This is a genomic window from Acinetobacter sp. 228, from assembly GCF_048147885.1.
Window position 1 is genome coordinate 1 of record NZ_JAYWYV010000019.1, and the last position, 15,093, is coordinate 15,093.

The window sequence follows — 15,093 nt, forward strand, 5'->3', positions numbered from 1 at the left end:
AAAGAGACCCCGGTTGAGCTGAGCAGTCGTGGCGAGATTGTGATTAACGATCGCAACGAAACCAATGTGAAAGGTGTATTTGCTGCAGGTGACTGTACCACCGTGCCATACAAGCAGATCATCATTGCGACCGGTGAAGGTGCAAAAGCCTCGCTGTCTGCATTTGATTACATCATCCGTTCAGGACAGTAATCTTAACGATAGAAAAGCCAGTCATCCTGACTGGCTTTTTTGTTTTAAGTACAATTTTTATTTTCGGAGCTCGGCTGTTAAGTGCTCAATATTGCCCATTTCTGCATGAATGGCAGATACATTATTTAAGATAGTCACTGCTTTTTTATTATTCAGGTCTAAAATTCAAAAAGCATTGAAACAACCTTTCATATGCAGCTGCGTTAAAATCTTGCTGAAACTACGTGACAGCTTGTTTTTCCACCTCAGTTTGTACGAAACATTGCCCATCCCCCTTAAACTTACAAGTAGCACTGCTATTTTTTTCATGCTTTGGCTCTTTATTGGAGTATTTCTGGTTACATAACATAAATTATCAAAATTATTTAAATATTTACCTAATTTTTATATATAAATTTCCCGCTAACCCCCTCGTTAATAATTACAACTCATGCTTTAAATCAAATATTTAAAAATTTTTAGAATACCTTGGGTCGCTAAGATAATCTTTTTTGGCTGCGTTGCCGCACTCCTGATATTGATCGTTTTAAATGAAATGGTTTTTAGGCAAAAAATGCTTTAGTAACCTTTTTGTTAAACCCCATAGGCATGGTTCATGCATTGATTTAGAATCTGATGTGTAAAAAACATGCTGATGTACATTAAAAAAAATAAATTATTCACTCGAATGCTGTGAATTCAAGGAGATCATCATGCTACGTTACCAGTATCATTGTGCATGCTGTGACAAAGTGGTTGAATCCACTCAAAAGGTTTGTAACGATTGTGGTTCACACCATATTCGCAGCCCTTTTGGTTTCTGGATTTTATGTCTAATCGCCTGTCTCGTTACAGCTATCATATTTAAAGTGGTGCATTTGTATGTGCAGTCGCAACAAGAAGTACCGGCACAACACTCACTATTGGATGTTTTAAAAGAAGAAGATAAAAGGCTTCGTTAATTTTATTCACCCCGCAGCAAGACCTGTTCATCCCAAACAGGTCTTTTATGATACTTGAGTCATCCGAATTGTGCTGCAGAAAAACCACCTCACAAGACCTCGATTTGATTTACAATAACCATAGATTCAAATGAGAGACAGGTCATGGTTCAGCTAATTAAAAAAGGTGGATTGCGTGAGCGCGCCAACCGTAGCCGCAGCTATCAAGGTTCTGAAAATACTGAAACCACTTTAAAGCCTAATCGCTATCAAACGGCGCTTAAAAGTCAGGATAATGCAGTATCTCCTATACCTGTCTCATCTACCACTACAGCCTTGCATGAAGATGCACAAATTAATTCATCAGAATAAGCGCGTCATACCACAACCACAATGCGAACAGCAGAAAGAGTCCGCCTGAAATCATATCAATATAACTACCTGAACGTTGGTACAACGCTTTAATTTTTGGTTGGGAAATCAACAGCATTAATAAAGCGAACGTAATAAAGGTCTGCGAGGGAATAATCACAGCCAACTGTGTTTTCAAATAATCTGAAGCAGATGAACTCAAGGCGAGTGAAAATACGCTACTAAAATAGATCAGTGTTTTAGGATTAGAAAGATTGGTCCATAAGCCCAGCATAAAATAGTTTTTAACTTGCACTTGCTCATTTACATTATCATCGGGTTGATATCTATTTTTAAAGCTGTGCAGGCCTCCCTTTAGCATGGTCCAGCCCATCTTCGCCAGGAACACACCACCGAGCACCATCAATACCTGTTGAATCCATGGAAACTGATCAATCAATACAGTGAATCCAGCCAATGTCAGGATGACCCACACCACAATTCCGGCAGAGATGCCTGCGATAACTTTCAGGGCATTTTTGCGTGTGGTAGATGCGGCGCTTTTGGCAATCAAAAGAATATCGGGGCCGGGACTTAACTGGGCCACAAAATGTAAGGCACAAATGGTTAGAAGCAGTGACATGGGTTCCATAAAAGAATTCTGAAAACAGTGCATTATAACTTTTGCGTGAATATTCGCATTATTTATTCTGGTAATAAAAAACCGAATCAAATGATTCGGTTCAAGCTTCAAATAGAATACTTATTTAGGATTCACATCTTTCATTTCAATTTTTTTGGCATCAGGTGTCACTTCACGTGCTTCACCATCAATGATCGTTGAATCACCGTGGCCTGACTGCTGCTTTTGCATATCCTGCATTTGACGCATCATCTCGGCAAATGGATTTTGGCCTTGTGTACCACCCATATCACCCATCATGCCCCCCATCATTTTTTCCATCATGAGTTGCTGACGCTTCATCATCGCTTTCATTATTGCGGCTTTAAAGACCTGCTGAACTGCCGGAATAAGCATCAAGACTGCCAATACGTCAGTAATCAATCCAGGAATAAGCAAAAAGAAACCTGCCAGAATTTTAGGTAAATTTCCTGTTAGTGCAGGATCTGCACTCATCTGTCCCATCTGCATTTGCTGCATCTGAGGCATGACACCGGCCGAATATTTACGGATCAGATTCATACCAATAAAGAATGCGGCTATAAACCAGAAAAATACGTACCACATGCTCCCGACGAGGTCACCCACGCCAATCCAGACCAGTACTTCTAGGATTACACCTGCAAGGATAATAAGAAATAATTTCATGAAAATTAATCTAATCTCAGTAAAATAAATAATAGGATGGGGAAATCAACAGCTTCATCAGGATCAAGCTTTTTTGATACGCTTATGTAACAATATGGGCATTATTCTATTTTTAAAGTGCAGGCATGTCATTAATTATTGGGATTGACCCCGGTTCTCGTTTAACTGGTTACGGGATTATCGAAAAAGACGGCTCCAAACTGACTTTTGTCGATGCCGGTACCATTAGAACAGAAACGGCGGAAATGCCTGAACGTTTAAAACGGATCTTTGCTGGCGTGGAGCGCATTGTAAAATTTTATGGTCCGACCGAAGCCGCAGTCGAACAGGTTTTTATGGCACAAAATCCGGATTCTGCCCTAAAACTTGGGCAGGCGCGTGGTGCTGCAGTTGCTGCACTGGTCAATCTGGATTTGAAAGTCGCTGAATATACCGCGCGCCAGATCAAGCAGTCGGTGGTGGGTTATGGTGCTGCTGACAAAGAACAGGTACAGATGATGGTGATGAATATTCTAAAACTCAGCATCAAGCCCCAACAGGATGCTGCCGATGCCTTAGCTGCTGCCATTTGTCATGCTCATGCTTCAGGTAGTATGAGTAAAATGGCGGTATTGAATGCTCTAGGCGGTATGGCACGCGGCCGGAGTCGCGTCAGTAGCCGTCGTCGATAAGGTTTAACGTAATATTCTAAAGTCTTGAGCATCTAGGTCAGATTGCAGAAACTCTTGTATAACAGACTTTACGATTGCACGAGCAGGCCCTTGCCAACTTCGTGTAATCATTTCCTGAAGCTGGGAGTCTGTTCCAGCAATAACAGCCTCCACCTCACCTGTGCTCAAGTTCTTCACATATCCTTTCAGGCCAAGTGCCTGAGCCTGCTCGGCAAACCAGTAACGATACCCAACTCCTTGTACTTGGCCAGCAATACTCAGTTTGATAACAGACATCCCGTTCCTCCTTAATGTTAACGGTTTACTACCTGGTAAATCGCATGTTTCATATCCTGTGCCTGCAAGCCACGTTCGCCATTTTTGGCCAGTTCATCACCGGCAAGTGCATGCAGTGTCACAATTTCATGCAAATGAATTTTTTGTTTAAATTGTGCCTTTAGACTGGCAATCATTCCGGCCAGCACATCTCCCATTCCACCCGTCCCCATACCGGCATTTCCAGCTGTGCATATATAAAGTTTTTCTTCCAGAATCAGACTGCCTGAACCTTTTAGCAGCCACTGTCCCTGATATTTTTGTTGCAGGGCATGAATAGCTGCAACCCGGTCTGATTCTATTTCTTGAATATCTTTCTGCAATAGCGTAGCGGCTTCCCCGGAATGCGGTGTAGCATAGGTTTTGGAGTTCAATATTTGGGGGTGTCTGGCTAAAAACCACAGTGCATCTGCATCCAGGACAATTTCCAGGTCTGAATTTTGAATTAAATCAAACCATGCTTGATATTGCTCTTTTGCCCATTCATCACGCCCCAAGCCCATCCCGAAACAGACTGCATCAACCTGCTGAATCAACGCTATACGCTGCTCTACAGTGAGAGCATTAATATCACGTAGCATGATATTCGGTGCACGCGACAAAATCGCTGTATGGTGTTTCGCATCACAAGCAATGGTGACTTTTCCCGCTCCTGTAGCAAATGCTGCTTCGGCAGCCATAATCACAGCCCCTCCCATATTGGTATGTCCACCAATCACCAACACATGACCATAACTGCCTTTATGACCAAAAGCTTGGCGTTTGGGTAATTGGATCTGATGTGATGCAAGCTGGGCAATCGGTTGAAGCTCAGTATCTGCGGGAATTGCAGAAATCAGTTCAATCTTGCCCGCATATTCCTTACCCTGACCGGTGAATAGTCCGGCCTTGAGCCCTAAACCCGTAAAAGTGTAGTCAGCTTTAATCGCAACAGGCAAAGGCTGGCCGGTATTGGCACCCAATCCACTCGGAATATCGATCGAGATTTTTAATCCATTTTGCCGGTTAATACCATGAATAATGTCTTGCCAATTTGAATCCAGCTGACGGTTCAGACCAATGCCGAATAAAGCATCGACATAGGCTTCATATTCGGTTTGAAAGTCAAACTGCGAATAAGGCTGCAAACCGGCTTGTTTGGCTTCCTGCACAGCTGTTGCCAGATCTCTGGAACTGCCCGGTTCAGCCGCATAAATATCAACTTGAAAACCGGCCTGTTTTAAATATTTGGCCACCAGATAACCATCGCCGGCATTATTACCCTGACCGCAGCAGACAGCGATTTTTTTAATTTTTTGCCTGAAAAATAAAGTGCCCAGTTGCTGGCTGATTGCCCAGGCCATTTGTTGCATTAAACCATAGGAGCTATTTTGCTGCTGAAACCAGCGCTTTTCCCAGGCTTGAATACTTTGGCTATGATAAACGAGGCTATGGTAAACTAGTTGCTGCATTTCTAATTTCCTGTCTTTGGTTTATGACAACTCCCGATTCTCACGCGCAAATTCAGTTCTATCAACAAGATCCAGCTGAGTTAAAGGCCTGGATTAAAGCACAGGCTTTAGAATTGGGTTTTACTGATTGTGTCATTGCCAAACCGGATGCTCAAGCAGAATTAGCCCGCTTACAGGAATATCTGGATCGCGGATATCATGGTGACATGAAATTTCTGGAAGACAATCTGGAAAAACGCGCCAATCCCGCTTTACTGGTTCCCGGCACACGCAGCATTATCTGTGTACGCATGGATTATCTGGTTGATAAACCGGAACCCAGGTATATTCCTTATGCTCCGAACTCCGCTATTATTGCCCGTTATGCCCGTGGCAGGGATTATCATAAGACCATGCGTGGACGCCTGAAGACCTTGGCGTCAAAAATCCGGGAAAAAGTAGGAGATTTTGAATCACGTCCTTTTGCGGATTCAGCCCCTATCTTTGAAAAATCTCTGGCTGAAAGTGCCGGTATGGGTTGGACAGGTAAACATACCCTTCTGATTCATAAAACATCAGGCTCATTCTTTGTGCTGGGCGAACTGTTTACTTCACTCGAACTCCCTTTTGATGCGCCTGCCAGTAAACATTGTGGTTCCTGTACTGCATGTATCGACATCTGTCCGACTCAGGCAATTGTCGAGCCTTATATGCTGGATGCTCGCCGCTGTATTGCCTATCTGACCATCGAATATAAAGGCATTATTCCAGAAGATTTGAGGCATGGGATTGGTAACCGTGTTTTTGGCTGTGACGATTGCCAGCTGATTTGCCCTTGGAACAGTTTTGCCCAAGTCACCTCGGTAGAGGATTTTCATCCGCGGCACGGACTGGATCAGGTCAGTTTACTGGACTTATGGCAATGGGATGAAGCGACCTTTTTAAGTTCGACTGAAGGTAGCCCGATGCGCCGTACCGGATATCAAAGCTTTATGCGTAATATCGCGATCGGTTTGGGAAATGCACCTTTTGATGAACAAATTGTTCAGGCACTCCATCAGCAGCGCGCCCATCATGATGAGATTGTACAGGTGCATATTGATTGGGCTGTTCAAGAACAACTGGCAAAATCCAGTTAATTTTCCATTTTTACCTAGCGTCACAGTTTCACTTAAAAGCCTTACACACCCTTATTTCAGACTATGGCATAAATACAAATAGTCAAAATGAAATGGAGGAAAGATGATGTCATCAAAAAATCCAAATCAAGAGCTACTTGAACAGCTTCAGGAAGAACAGCAGAAGCACCAACAGCAGCAACCCCAGCATGGGCCAATTAATTCTCCGAAAAACAACCAGCATGAACAGGACCAGCGCGTGTTTAACAAGCAGCATCGTAGTGATCTGCATGGTCAGGATATTCATGGAAATCACAGCAACAAATAAGCTGTCCAGTAAAATGCAAAGCCCACCTTGTGTGGGTTTTGTTTTTTCTATAAGGTCATATTTTGCTAATGAAGATAGCCATGCTTTTACTTAAGATGAAGCATGTAAATAAGTATGAACAAGGACAGACAGATGAACAGTAGTGATGTCGTACGTAATGATTGGTCACGTGAAGAAATACAAGCACTTTATCAGCAACCTTTAATGGATTTAGTGTTTCAGGCACAACAGGTTCATCGTGAAAATTTCACTGCAAATACCGTTCAGGTCAGTACCCTGCTCTCGATTAAAACCGGTAAATGCCCTGAAGATTGCAAATACTGTTCTCAATCAGCTCACTATGATTCCAAACTGGAAGCTGAAAAACGTATTGCAGTCGAGAAAGTCATCCAGGAAGCTAAACAGGCACTGGCTTCTGGCAGTTCACGTTTTTGTATGGGTGCTGCGTGGCGCAACCCGCATGAACGCGATATGCCTTATGTGCTGGAAATGGTACGTGAAGTCAAAGCATTAGGTTTGGAAACCTGCATGACACTGGGTATGCTAAATGAGTCACAGGCAGAACGCCTGAAAGATGCAGGTCTGGATTATTATAACCACAACCTGGATACTTCTCGTGAATACTACTCACACGTTATCAGCACACGTAGCTTTGATGATCGTCTAGATACGTTGGATCATGTGCGTCAAGCTGGCCTGAAAGTCTGTAGTGGCGGTATCGTTGGTCTGGGCGAAAGCCGTAATGACCGGATTGGCTTATTGTATGAACTTGCGACTTTGGCTGTGCATCCGGAATCTGTGCCAATCAATATGCTGGTTCCGATTGAAGGCACACCGATGGCAGATGTAGAAAAACTGGATGTCATCGAGTGGATTCGGACGATTGCCGTAGCACGCTTGCTGATGCCAAAAAGTTATATCCGCCTTTCTGCAGGCCGCGAATCCTTAACCGATTCAGATCAGGCTCTGGCATTTATGGCCGGTGCAAATTCTATTTTCTCGGGTGAAAAACTGTTGACGACCCCTAATACTGCTCAAGGCAGAGATCAGCAACTTTTTGCTAAATTAGGTCTGGTTGCAGAACAGCCAAAACCAGGTGTTCGTAGTCTGGCCACAGATGCCATGACAAGCTAATAATTGTTTAACTTGATGAACTCGTAGAAAAGTTATGTGCAGTAATTAAAATGCCATAACGGGCATTCAGATAATCTCCCACTCGGATTTGATCTGTTCCATTGGCATGATGCACCACTAGCTCTTGAGTGACTGCATCATAGCTAAATGCGTCATAACTGTCTTGATGCAGGCTGAGCCAGTGCAGCGTATCCGCCAGGTTATCATCTACGATATAGGTATCTGCATAGAAATCCTTGCTCATCTTCCGCTGTTCACCCAGTTAAAATTCCCTTTAATTTTAACGTAAATTAGCGAATTACAGACATAAAAAAGTGAGCCTATGCTCACTTTTCTTGCAAGAACGTTAGTCCTTATTTGTCCCGCATTTACGACACTCCCTATGTTCGCCGATTTCTTGCATTTGCTCATATTCATAAATATGCAGACAGAACAGTTTTCTTAAAAGCTGAAGCATCTTTGAAACTCCTGTTTAATCATTTTTTTAATACGCTTCTTAAGATATTCCTTCCTGAAACATCATGATTTTTGACTAAAAAATCACCTCCTATTAATTAACATAATTTTTTCACTTGTAAAATGCATTTCATCTACTTTTCACTTTTTTTGTTAATTTTTTTGAAACGCAACATAGTCCTTTCACGAATATTATTTTTTGGGATTAAAGAGAATAATTTAAATATACCAAACCAAAATAACACCTTGATACAAGACTAACCTATTGTGCTGCAAAGAAGCTCTTTGATGAAAAGATAGAACTGGAAAGATTATTATGTAGCGCCCATCCGGACAGGGAGATCTGTTTAAAACAGTAAACCTGGATAAAACTGCTTAAATAAAAAATATATTAACATTTGCTGTTCAAAAAATAGCGAGAAATAAATTTAATTGAATAACTAGATTCACTTCTCGCTGGCTCGTACGAAGCAGACGAGCTCACCTTGGTTAACGTTTAACTTCAGTCTGATTCAGATAAAAAAAAACATGTGCAATCAACATGATCACACATGCCAAGGAGGATTTTAAGACTTAAAATAATTCAACGGCAATTTCAAATAAGACACACCGTTGGCTTCAGGCTCAGGGAACTGCCCTGCTTTCATATTGATCTGAATTGCCGGCAGAATCAGTTTCGGCATATTTAAAGTAGCATCACGCTGATGTCGCATTTCGACAAACTCTGCTTTACTGGTACCTTCGTGAATATGAATATTCTGGGTTTTCTGGGTGTGTATATCTGTTTCACAGACATAATCATGACGTGTTGAAGGCAGGTAGTCATGACACAAGAACATCCGAGTTTCAGGCGGAAGCTGATACAGTGACTGTACCGAATCGAATAAGGTCGATGCACTCCCACGCGGGAAATCGCAACGTGCTGTACCATAATCCGGCATAAACAGGGTATCACCGACAAATACCGCATCCCCGATTACATAGCTGAGACAGGCCGGTGTATGCCCTGGCGTAGGAATATTATAGGCATCCAGTTCACCAATCTTGAAATGCTCATGATCCTCAAACAGGTAGTCAAATGGTTGCAGGGCATTAAACTGTTTCATGTCCAGGTGATAAATCGCACCAAAGGTTTCCTGTACCACAGAAATCTTCTGGCTCATGGCAATTTTACCGCCCAGTTCTGCCTTGAGATATTGCGCTGCTGTCAGATGATCGGCATGAACATGGGTTTCCAGAATCCACTCCACAGTTAAATTTTCTGCCTTAACATAGGCAATAATACGATCTGCGTGTGTAGTCGATGTGCTGGCCGAGGCCGCATCATAATCCAGGACACTGTCAATAATGGCACAATGTCCGGTTGCAGGATCACTCACCACATAACTGAAAGTATTGGTGTTTTCTTCAAAGAAATCTTGCACAACCGGTTGTTGTACCTGTTTTTCCATTGAAATGTCTTGCATAGTTAAGCTCCTGACCATTTACGGTGAATCCATACACCCACCAGCATTGCTACAACAAAATAGAGCACTTGATAGTGACCCAAACCGATCAAGGTGAAACTTGGTGCCGGACAGATGCCCGCAATCCCCCAACCCACACCAAATAAAACCGCACCGGTAATCAGTTTCTTATCTATCTGATTATTTTTAGGCAAATCAATAGGCTCATTAAATACTGTTTTCGGTTGAGCCGCACGTACCGCTTTCTGGAAAGGAATAAAGGCCACCGCAATCGCGCCCATCATCACAAAGGCCAGACTGGCATCCCAATCACCAAACAGATCCAGAAAGTCGAGTACTTTTTCAGGATTGGACATGCCCGACACCATCAGACCCACAGAGAACAGGGCACCAAATAAAAAGGCAAACACATTTTTCATTTTAGAATGCTCCTGTGATATGACGGATAATATAAACGGTGACAAAACCTGCAAACATGAAAGTCATGGTCGCGACAATAGAACGCTTAGACAGCCGACTAATGCCACAAATTCCGTGACCACTGGTACAGCCCGAACCCAGACGTGTCCCAAAGCCTACCAGCAGACCTGCCACAATCATCATCAATGGGCTGGCATTCAATTCAATTTCAGGTTGTACAAACAGACCATAAATAAACGGTGTAATGATCAAGCCTGATAAAAACCAGATCGCAGGCGTTTTAAATACGGTTTTTGGGTTTAATACCTGCCCAACCAAACCACTGATTCCTGCAATACGGCCATTGACGTACAGATAGCCGACCACTGAAAGTCCGAGCATTAAACCGCCAATAAATGCGATGAGGAAGCCATGCATGGTGAATCAATCTCTATACAATATACTTTTTTATATTATATAATAAAAAATAATAATCAAGCAGTTTTATGGTAAATTGTGTAAACTGCACGGGCTACATCAAAGGTTTCGAGGACATTTATGGATATGATTGCTGCAAATGCCAAAATTGATTTTTCACAGGTCGATTTCGTCAGCCAATGCCTAAAAGTTTTAGCCAATCCTGATCGTCTGAAAATCTTATGTGTCCTGGTCGACGGGGAAATGAATGTTCAGGAAATTGAAGAATCTACCGATATTCATCAACCTACACTTTCACAACAGCTGACTGTACTGCGTAAGGCCGACATGGTTGGCACCCGACGTGAGGGTAAACAGATTTTCTATCGTCTGAGTGACCCCAAGGTCTTGAGCCTGATGCAAAAGCTGTACGAGCTGTATTGCGCCCAACCCTCTTCCTAGTGCAGCCAAAAAGAAATGATCAGAAGCAGTCCGCTAAAAGCAGTAAACAGGTTTAGCCATACGGGATACTGGGTGTAATAACCTTCAATAAATTCCGGCGGTCGCAGTGATGCCAACCCCCGTCGATATTGCAGGATTGAGGCGAAATTTACCAACATACCAAATACAATCACCGCAATTCCCAACCATTGTGAATAAGCTATTTTCTGTGCATAAGTGTCTGGGTCCACCAGTTGCACTAGCAGGTTGGATTTTTCAATCACAAAACCAAAAGCAATTAATGCCAAACCACTCCGGTTCCACGCCAGAGCGGTTCGTTCCAAAGCAAGCAGTACCCGTGGATCATCCAAATTTGACATGTCTTATCTGCTCTTCATGCTTAGCCTATCCACCAATGTAAATCTGCTCCCCTATCATGTATAGAGGTTTTAAGTAAAAATTACTTTTTCTATCATGTAGTTAAAATCTTATTGTTCAAAAATTTCCTTGACGTCCATCGCCAGGCCTTGAGTAGATTTAAATTCACCCTGACTGTTTTTCCAGGCCATCGACGGTGTGGAGAAAAAGCCGTATTTCCCCATCAAGGCCTGATTGGCATCAATTCTGGCAGCAATTTCGGCAGGAATCTTTTCCATTTTCTTGAGCTGCTTTTTACCTTTATTCTTGTTCATATCGTTAAAAACTGCCGCTGGATCTTTCGACATTAACAATGTTGCCACCTGACCACGGCTTTCTTCACGGATCACACCGACCTGAATATGACGCAGCTGTACCTTGCCTGATTCGACCCAAGGTCGGGCCGCCTGCCAGAATTTATAGCAATATGGACAATTGGGATCGGAAAAGACATAAACCACCCGTAGTGCATCCGGCTTACCATCCTGAATCCAGGTCGATTTTTCCAGGGTTTTCCAGACGTCGTCCAATACCGCTTTTTTCATATGCTTTTCAATCTGTTCATTGGATAGGCTTTTCCCTTGCGCATCAAACAGTTCGCCCTTGATATAATATTTGTCATCATTGGAGATAAAGAGCGTATTGGAGTATTGGTCTTCATGCCCCACCCAGCCGGTCATTCCTTGCGGTGCCGGAATCTGTTTTACAAACACAAAACCCTGTTTTTCAATGTTCTGTTTAATATTTGCCTGTGTGTGCATGCTCATGATCAGGAACATACCTGCACCAAGCACCTGGTGAATTTTATTCATACTAAGTCCTTCCGTTTTTTTAAGGTTGATCTGAAATTCTGTTTAAATATTGCTGCAACATGGCCGGACTGAGTTCCCCCATATGCCGCTCGACCAGCTGGCCTTGAGCATTAAAAAACAGCGTCGTTGGCAGGCCAAAACTATTCAGCTGCTGGGGTAGTTCACCATATGGGTCCAGCAGGACATGTTTAAATTGAAACTGATGTTTTCTTAAATAGGCATTTACGGTGGCTACCTCCTCACCCTGATTGAGCATGATAAAATTCACTTGAGGATGCTGCTGGACTGCTCTGGCCAACACCGGCATTTCGCGGTGACAGGGCGGACACCAGCTCGCCCACAAATTAATTATCGTGGGCTGGCCAATGAATTGGCTGAGTGAAATCTTGTCTGTACCCAAACGCTCCTGTTCTAGTCCAGCAAAGGCTAGATCAGGAAACGCTGCTTCAGTTTTTAGGCTGGATTTGAACGCGAGTCCAAGCCCGACCCAGAGTACCAATATGATCAACAAAATGGCTTTGAATCGGGTCTGCAGCTGTCTATTTCGAATGACATACCACAAAGCACCAAGCAGCACCCCTCCCCATAAATGGAAACCTTTGTCCTGGATTTTCAGTATGTCGATGGGTGCTGCAAAATACAGCTCGGCATTAAGCAGGACGAAAACAAGACGCGCACCCAGCATTCCAACCAAAAAACTGCTCCAGAGCAAATCCTGACTTTGTCCAAGCTGCTGTTTAGACCATGAATACTTTCTGGCTAATCCAAACAGGATGGCAGATAACAGCATCAAGCCAGTGGCAACAATAATAAGTGTCCAGGGCAACATCAAAGGTCCCAGATGCAGTGCATCACTGGAAATCATCATGGTTGCTCCCCTTGCAGTTGCTGCAATGTGCCTAGTAAATGTGCCGCACTAAAGCTTCCGGTCAAACGCAAGTCCCGCTGTTCCTGATGCGCTGCATTTAAAAATATAAAAGTAGGTGGACCCAGGATTTGCCGTTCTTTTAGAAGCTCATCCTGACTTGGATGATAGTGAGTCAGGTCTAATTTGATACGAACCACATTTTGTAAAGCCGCCTGGACATCACTACGTGAAATCACTTCCTTTTCAATCGGTTGACAGGCCACACACCAGTCTGCATAAACATCAATCACTACCGGCTGTTCGCGATGTTTGGCTAATAGCTGTTGCAATTGTGCGGCTGTGCTGACCTTCTGCCATTCAAGCCGTGATTCTACATGGGCGACCTGTACCTGGCTCCAGACATGATAGAGCTGCATGCCTCCTGCATAGACCAGTAAACCACTGAGCAGCATCAGGACTATTTTCGATACAGACCGATGCACATGAGGCAGCATCTTGAACAAGAAGTAGCCTGAACAGGTGATCAGTACCACGCCCAAAAGGCTCAGATATAAAATACCGGGCAATAGTGGACGGGCGAAATACAAGGCCAGCGCCAGCATGACAAAACCAAAACTAAACTTCAGGCGATCCATCCAGATGCCAGGTTTGGGTAAAAGATGGGACCCAAATACGGCAGCAATAAATAGTGGTAAGCCCAGCCCAAGGCCTAAGACGAACAGATAACTGGCTCCCAGCATCGGTTGATTGAGCTGAGACACATAGATTAAGGCACCGGCCAACGGTGCACTCATACATGGCCCTACAATCAGTGCGGCGATCATGCCCATAAGACCAGCACCAATCAGCGTGCCACCCTTCTGCTTTTGCTGCCATTGATCCAGACGCTGCAACATTCCTTGGGGTAAGGACAGCTGAAATGCTCCGAACAGATTAAGTGCGAACAAAACAAACAGAATGCTGAAAATACTGATGAATACCGGACTTTGAAACCAGCGCTGAAAACTATAACCGAGCTGTGCCACAGCAAGTCCCATGACCGCATAGACCAGTGCCATACCCAAAACGAAAACCAGCGCAATTAGTGCCGCACGGTAGCCCCGGTGCTGCTGAACCAGAATTCCCGTTAAAATTGGAATTAAAGGTAAAGAACATGGTAAAAATGCCAGCAGAATGCCAAGCCCGAGAAAAATCAGGGCATTAATTAACAGACCTTGTTCTGACAGCAGACTTAAAAAATACTGGTCATTGTTCCACTGGCTATTCATGCCTGCTGACGAAGTTTGATTTTTAGGGTCTGCAATGAGCTGGTCATTTTTCTCTGTTAATTCCACCTCAGGCTGCACCACAGGTTCAGAAACTGCAGCGACTTGTATTTCCTCTATCTTTTCTTCGGTCAGTGCTTTATCTGTAATTGGAGTTTGCTCTATAGCTTGGAGCTCATCTTTCTGAGCAGTCAGAATTTTTTCGTTTACTTGTGGCTGTGTAGTGCTGGCCAGCAGCTTTTGAGGCTTGCTCAAGTTTTGCGCTGGAAATAAACCATCTGCATCAGTTGTTACTGTGGTGCGTTGTACCGGATAACATAAACCACTTTCTGCACAGCCCTGCCATTGCACTACAAACTGCTGGTTGGGCTGCACATTCATATTGGTTTTGACTTGCCCATAATGCACTTGGGTCAAACCGAAATTGGGATCGTCTTTGTCTTCGGGTTTGGGCAACGCCAACTTGACTGGGGTCTGCTGATGAGACACTTTAAGCTGGTCATGATACAGGTAATAACCCTCTGCGATTTGCCAGCTAAGCTCTGCCTGATCCTGGCTTGTAGAAACCACCTGAAACTGAAATGCCTGATCCGGTGGTAAAAAATCTGCATATGCAGTTCCCGTCATGATTCCACCGCCAATCACGGCACCCAATATCCACTTCAACATCCAGCTGATCTCCTCCTGTTAGGACTGCATTATTGAAAAACTAAAATTAAGGCAACATTAACAGCCCAAATCATTTATAAAATAATGGCAGTTT

At 43.5% G+C, this 15,093-nt stretch carries 20 protein-coding genes; 8 read left to right on the forward strand and 12 right to left on the reverse strand.

The annotated features are described in order from the left end of the window. The 3 genes from VXQ92_RS12725 to VXQ92_RS12735 form a co-directional block, all read left to right on the forward strand. On the forward strand, positions 1–192 hold a 192-nt coding region (locus tag VXQ92_RS12725; protein WP_416681986.1), incomplete at its 5' end, for an FAD-dependent oxidoreductase. Between the two features lie 692 nt (positions 193–884). After that, a complete protein-coding gene (locus VXQ92_RS12730; RefSeq protein WP_191731336.1) occupies positions 885–1,133 on the forward strand; it encodes a hypothetical protein in 249 nt (82 codons plus the stop codon). Between the two features lie 144 nt (positions 1,134–1,277). After that, positions 1,278–1,484 carry a hypothetical protein gene (locus tag VXQ92_RS12735; protein WP_191731335.1) on the forward strand — a complete coding sequence of 69 codons (207 nt, stop codon included), beginning with the start codon at positions 1,278–1,280 and terminating at the stop codon, positions 1,482–1,484. Here VXQ92_RS12735 and VXQ92_RS12740 read toward each other — a convergent pair. Then, complete coding sequence (locus tag VXQ92_RS12740; RefSeq protein WP_191731334.1) at positions 1,468–2,106, reverse strand: LysE family transporter; 639 nt, start codon at positions 2,104–2,106, stop codon at positions 1,468–1,470. The genes VXQ92_RS12735 and VXQ92_RS12740 overlap by 17 nt on opposite strands. A 120-nt stretch (positions 2,107–2,226) precedes the next feature. Then, positions 2,227–2,793 (reverse strand): FxsA family protein, encoded by a 567-nt coding sequence (locus VXQ92_RS12745; protein WP_064095371.1) that lies wholly within the window; start codon positions 2,791–2,793, stop codon positions 2,227–2,229. A gap of 125 nt (positions 2,794–2,918) precedes the next feature. Between VXQ92_RS12745 and ruvC the strand changes: the two genes are divergently transcribed. After that, the gene (ruvC, locus tag VXQ92_RS12750; protein ID WP_064095372.1) at positions 2,919–3,464 is read left to right on the forward strand and encodes a crossover junction endodeoxyribonuclease RuvC; all 546 of its coding nucleotides are present in this window, start codon (positions 2,919–2,921) and stop codon (positions 3,462–3,464) included. 3 nt (positions 3,465–3,467) lie between these two features. Here ruvC and VXQ92_RS12755 read toward each other — a convergent pair whose 3' ends face one another. Together VXQ92_RS12755 and VXQ92_RS12760 are read right to left on the reverse strand one after the other, a co-directional pair. Further along, a complete protein-coding gene (locus VXQ92_RS12755) occupies positions 3,468–3,740 on the reverse strand; it encodes an acylphosphatase (RefSeq protein ID WP_144725436.1) in 273 nt (90 codons plus the stop codon). 17 nt (positions 3,741–3,757) lie between these two features. After that, the gene (locus VXQ92_RS12760) at positions 3,758–5,230 is read right to left on the reverse strand and encodes an NAD(P)H-hydrate dehydratase (protein ID WP_416681989.1); all 1,473 of its coding nucleotides are present in this window, start codon (positions 5,228–5,230) and stop codon (positions 3,758–3,760) included. A 23-nt stretch (positions 5,231–5,253) separates the two neighbouring features. Here VXQ92_RS12760 and queG point away from each other — a divergent pair, with 23 nt between their 5' ends. From queG to bioB, 3 genes are all read left to right on the forward strand, one after another. Then, positions 5,254–6,348 (forward strand): tRNA epoxyqueuosine(34) reductase QueG, encoded by a 1,095-nt coding sequence (queG, locus tag VXQ92_RS12765; RefSeq protein WP_144725440.1) that lies wholly within the window; start codon positions 5,254–5,256, stop codon positions 6,346–6,348. Positions 6,349–6,451: 103 nt separating this feature from the next. Then, entirely contained in the window at positions 6,452–6,655 is a 204-nt protein-coding gene (locus tag VXQ92_RS12770) for a hypothetical protein (protein WP_081406329.1), read from the forward strand. A 132-nt stretch (positions 6,656–6,787) separates the two neighbouring features. Next, on the forward strand, positions 6,788–7,789 hold the full coding sequence (gene bioB / locus VXQ92_RS12775) for a biotin synthase BioB (RefSeq protein WP_191731329.1): 1,002 nt from the start codon (positions 6,788–6,790) through the stop codon (positions 7,787–7,789). Between the two features lie 7 nt (positions 7,790–7,796). On the opposite strand, the gene VXQ92_RS12780 is transcribed toward bioB, so the two are convergent. The 4 genes from VXQ92_RS12780 to VXQ92_RS12795 all read right to left on the reverse strand — a co-directional run bounded on the left by VXQ92_RS12780 (position 7,797) and on the right by VXQ92_RS12795 (position 10,548). Continuing rightward, positions 7,797–8,033, reverse strand: coding sequence for a hypothetical protein (locus VXQ92_RS12780; protein ID WP_064101930.1), 237 nt, complete (start codon positions 8,031–8,033; stop codon positions 7,797–7,799). Between the two features lie 778 nt (positions 8,034–8,811). Beyond that, positions 8,812–9,711 (reverse strand): MBL fold metallo-hydrolase, encoded by a 900-nt coding sequence (locus VXQ92_RS12785; RefSeq protein WP_416681992.1) that lies wholly within the window; start codon positions 9,709–9,711, stop codon positions 8,812–8,814. Positions 9,712–9,713: 2 nt separating this feature from the next. Further along, positions 9,714–10,130, reverse strand: coding sequence for a DUF6691 family protein (locus tag VXQ92_RS12790; protein WP_064101928.1), 417 nt, complete (start codon positions 10,128–10,130; stop codon positions 9,714–9,716). 1 nt (position 10,131) lies between these two features. Beyond that, a complete protein-coding gene (locus VXQ92_RS12795; protein ID WP_416681994.1) occupies positions 10,132–10,548 on the reverse strand; it encodes a YeeE/YedE family protein in 417 nt (138 codons plus the stop codon). A gap of 120 nt (positions 10,549–10,668) precedes the next feature. On the opposite strand from VXQ92_RS12795, the gene VXQ92_RS12800 reads away from it, so the two are divergent. Continuing rightward, on the forward strand, positions 10,669–10,989 hold the full coding sequence (locus VXQ92_RS12800) for an ArsR/SmtB family transcription factor (RefSeq protein WP_004280150.1): 321 nt from the start codon (positions 10,669–10,671) through the stop codon (positions 10,987–10,989). Here the strand turns inward: VXQ92_RS12800 and VXQ92_RS12805 are convergent. From VXQ92_RS12805 to dsbD, 4 genes are all read right to left on the reverse strand, one after another. Next, the gene (locus VXQ92_RS12805; RefSeq protein ID WP_064095379.1) at positions 10,986–11,348 is read right to left on the reverse strand and encodes a YidH family protein; all 363 of its coding nucleotides are present in this window, start codon (positions 11,346–11,348) and stop codon (positions 10,986–10,988) included. The genes VXQ92_RS12800 and VXQ92_RS12805 overlap by 4 nt on opposite strands. A 108-nt stretch (positions 11,349–11,456) precedes the next feature. Continuing rightward, positions 11,457–12,197, reverse strand: a complete 741-nt coding sequence (dsbG, locus tag VXQ92_RS12810) for a thiol:disulfide interchange protein DsbG (RefSeq protein WP_064101927.1) — start codon at positions 12,195–12,197, stop codon at positions 11,457–11,459. Positions 12,198–12,216: 19 nt separating this feature from the next. Next, positions 12,217–13,065 (reverse strand): TlpA disulfide reductase family protein, encoded by an 849-nt coding sequence (locus VXQ92_RS12815; protein ID WP_064101926.1) that lies wholly within the window; start codon positions 13,063–13,065, stop codon positions 12,217–12,219. Continuing rightward, on the reverse strand, positions 13,062–14,999 hold the full coding sequence (gene dsbD, locus VXQ92_RS12820; protein ID WP_416681996.1) for a protein-disulfide reductase DsbD: 1,938 nt from the start codon (positions 14,997–14,999) through the stop codon (positions 13,062–13,064). Before dsbD ends, VXQ92_RS12815 begins: the two co-directional genes overlap by 4 nt. Positions 15,000–15,093: the final 94 nt, after the last annotated feature.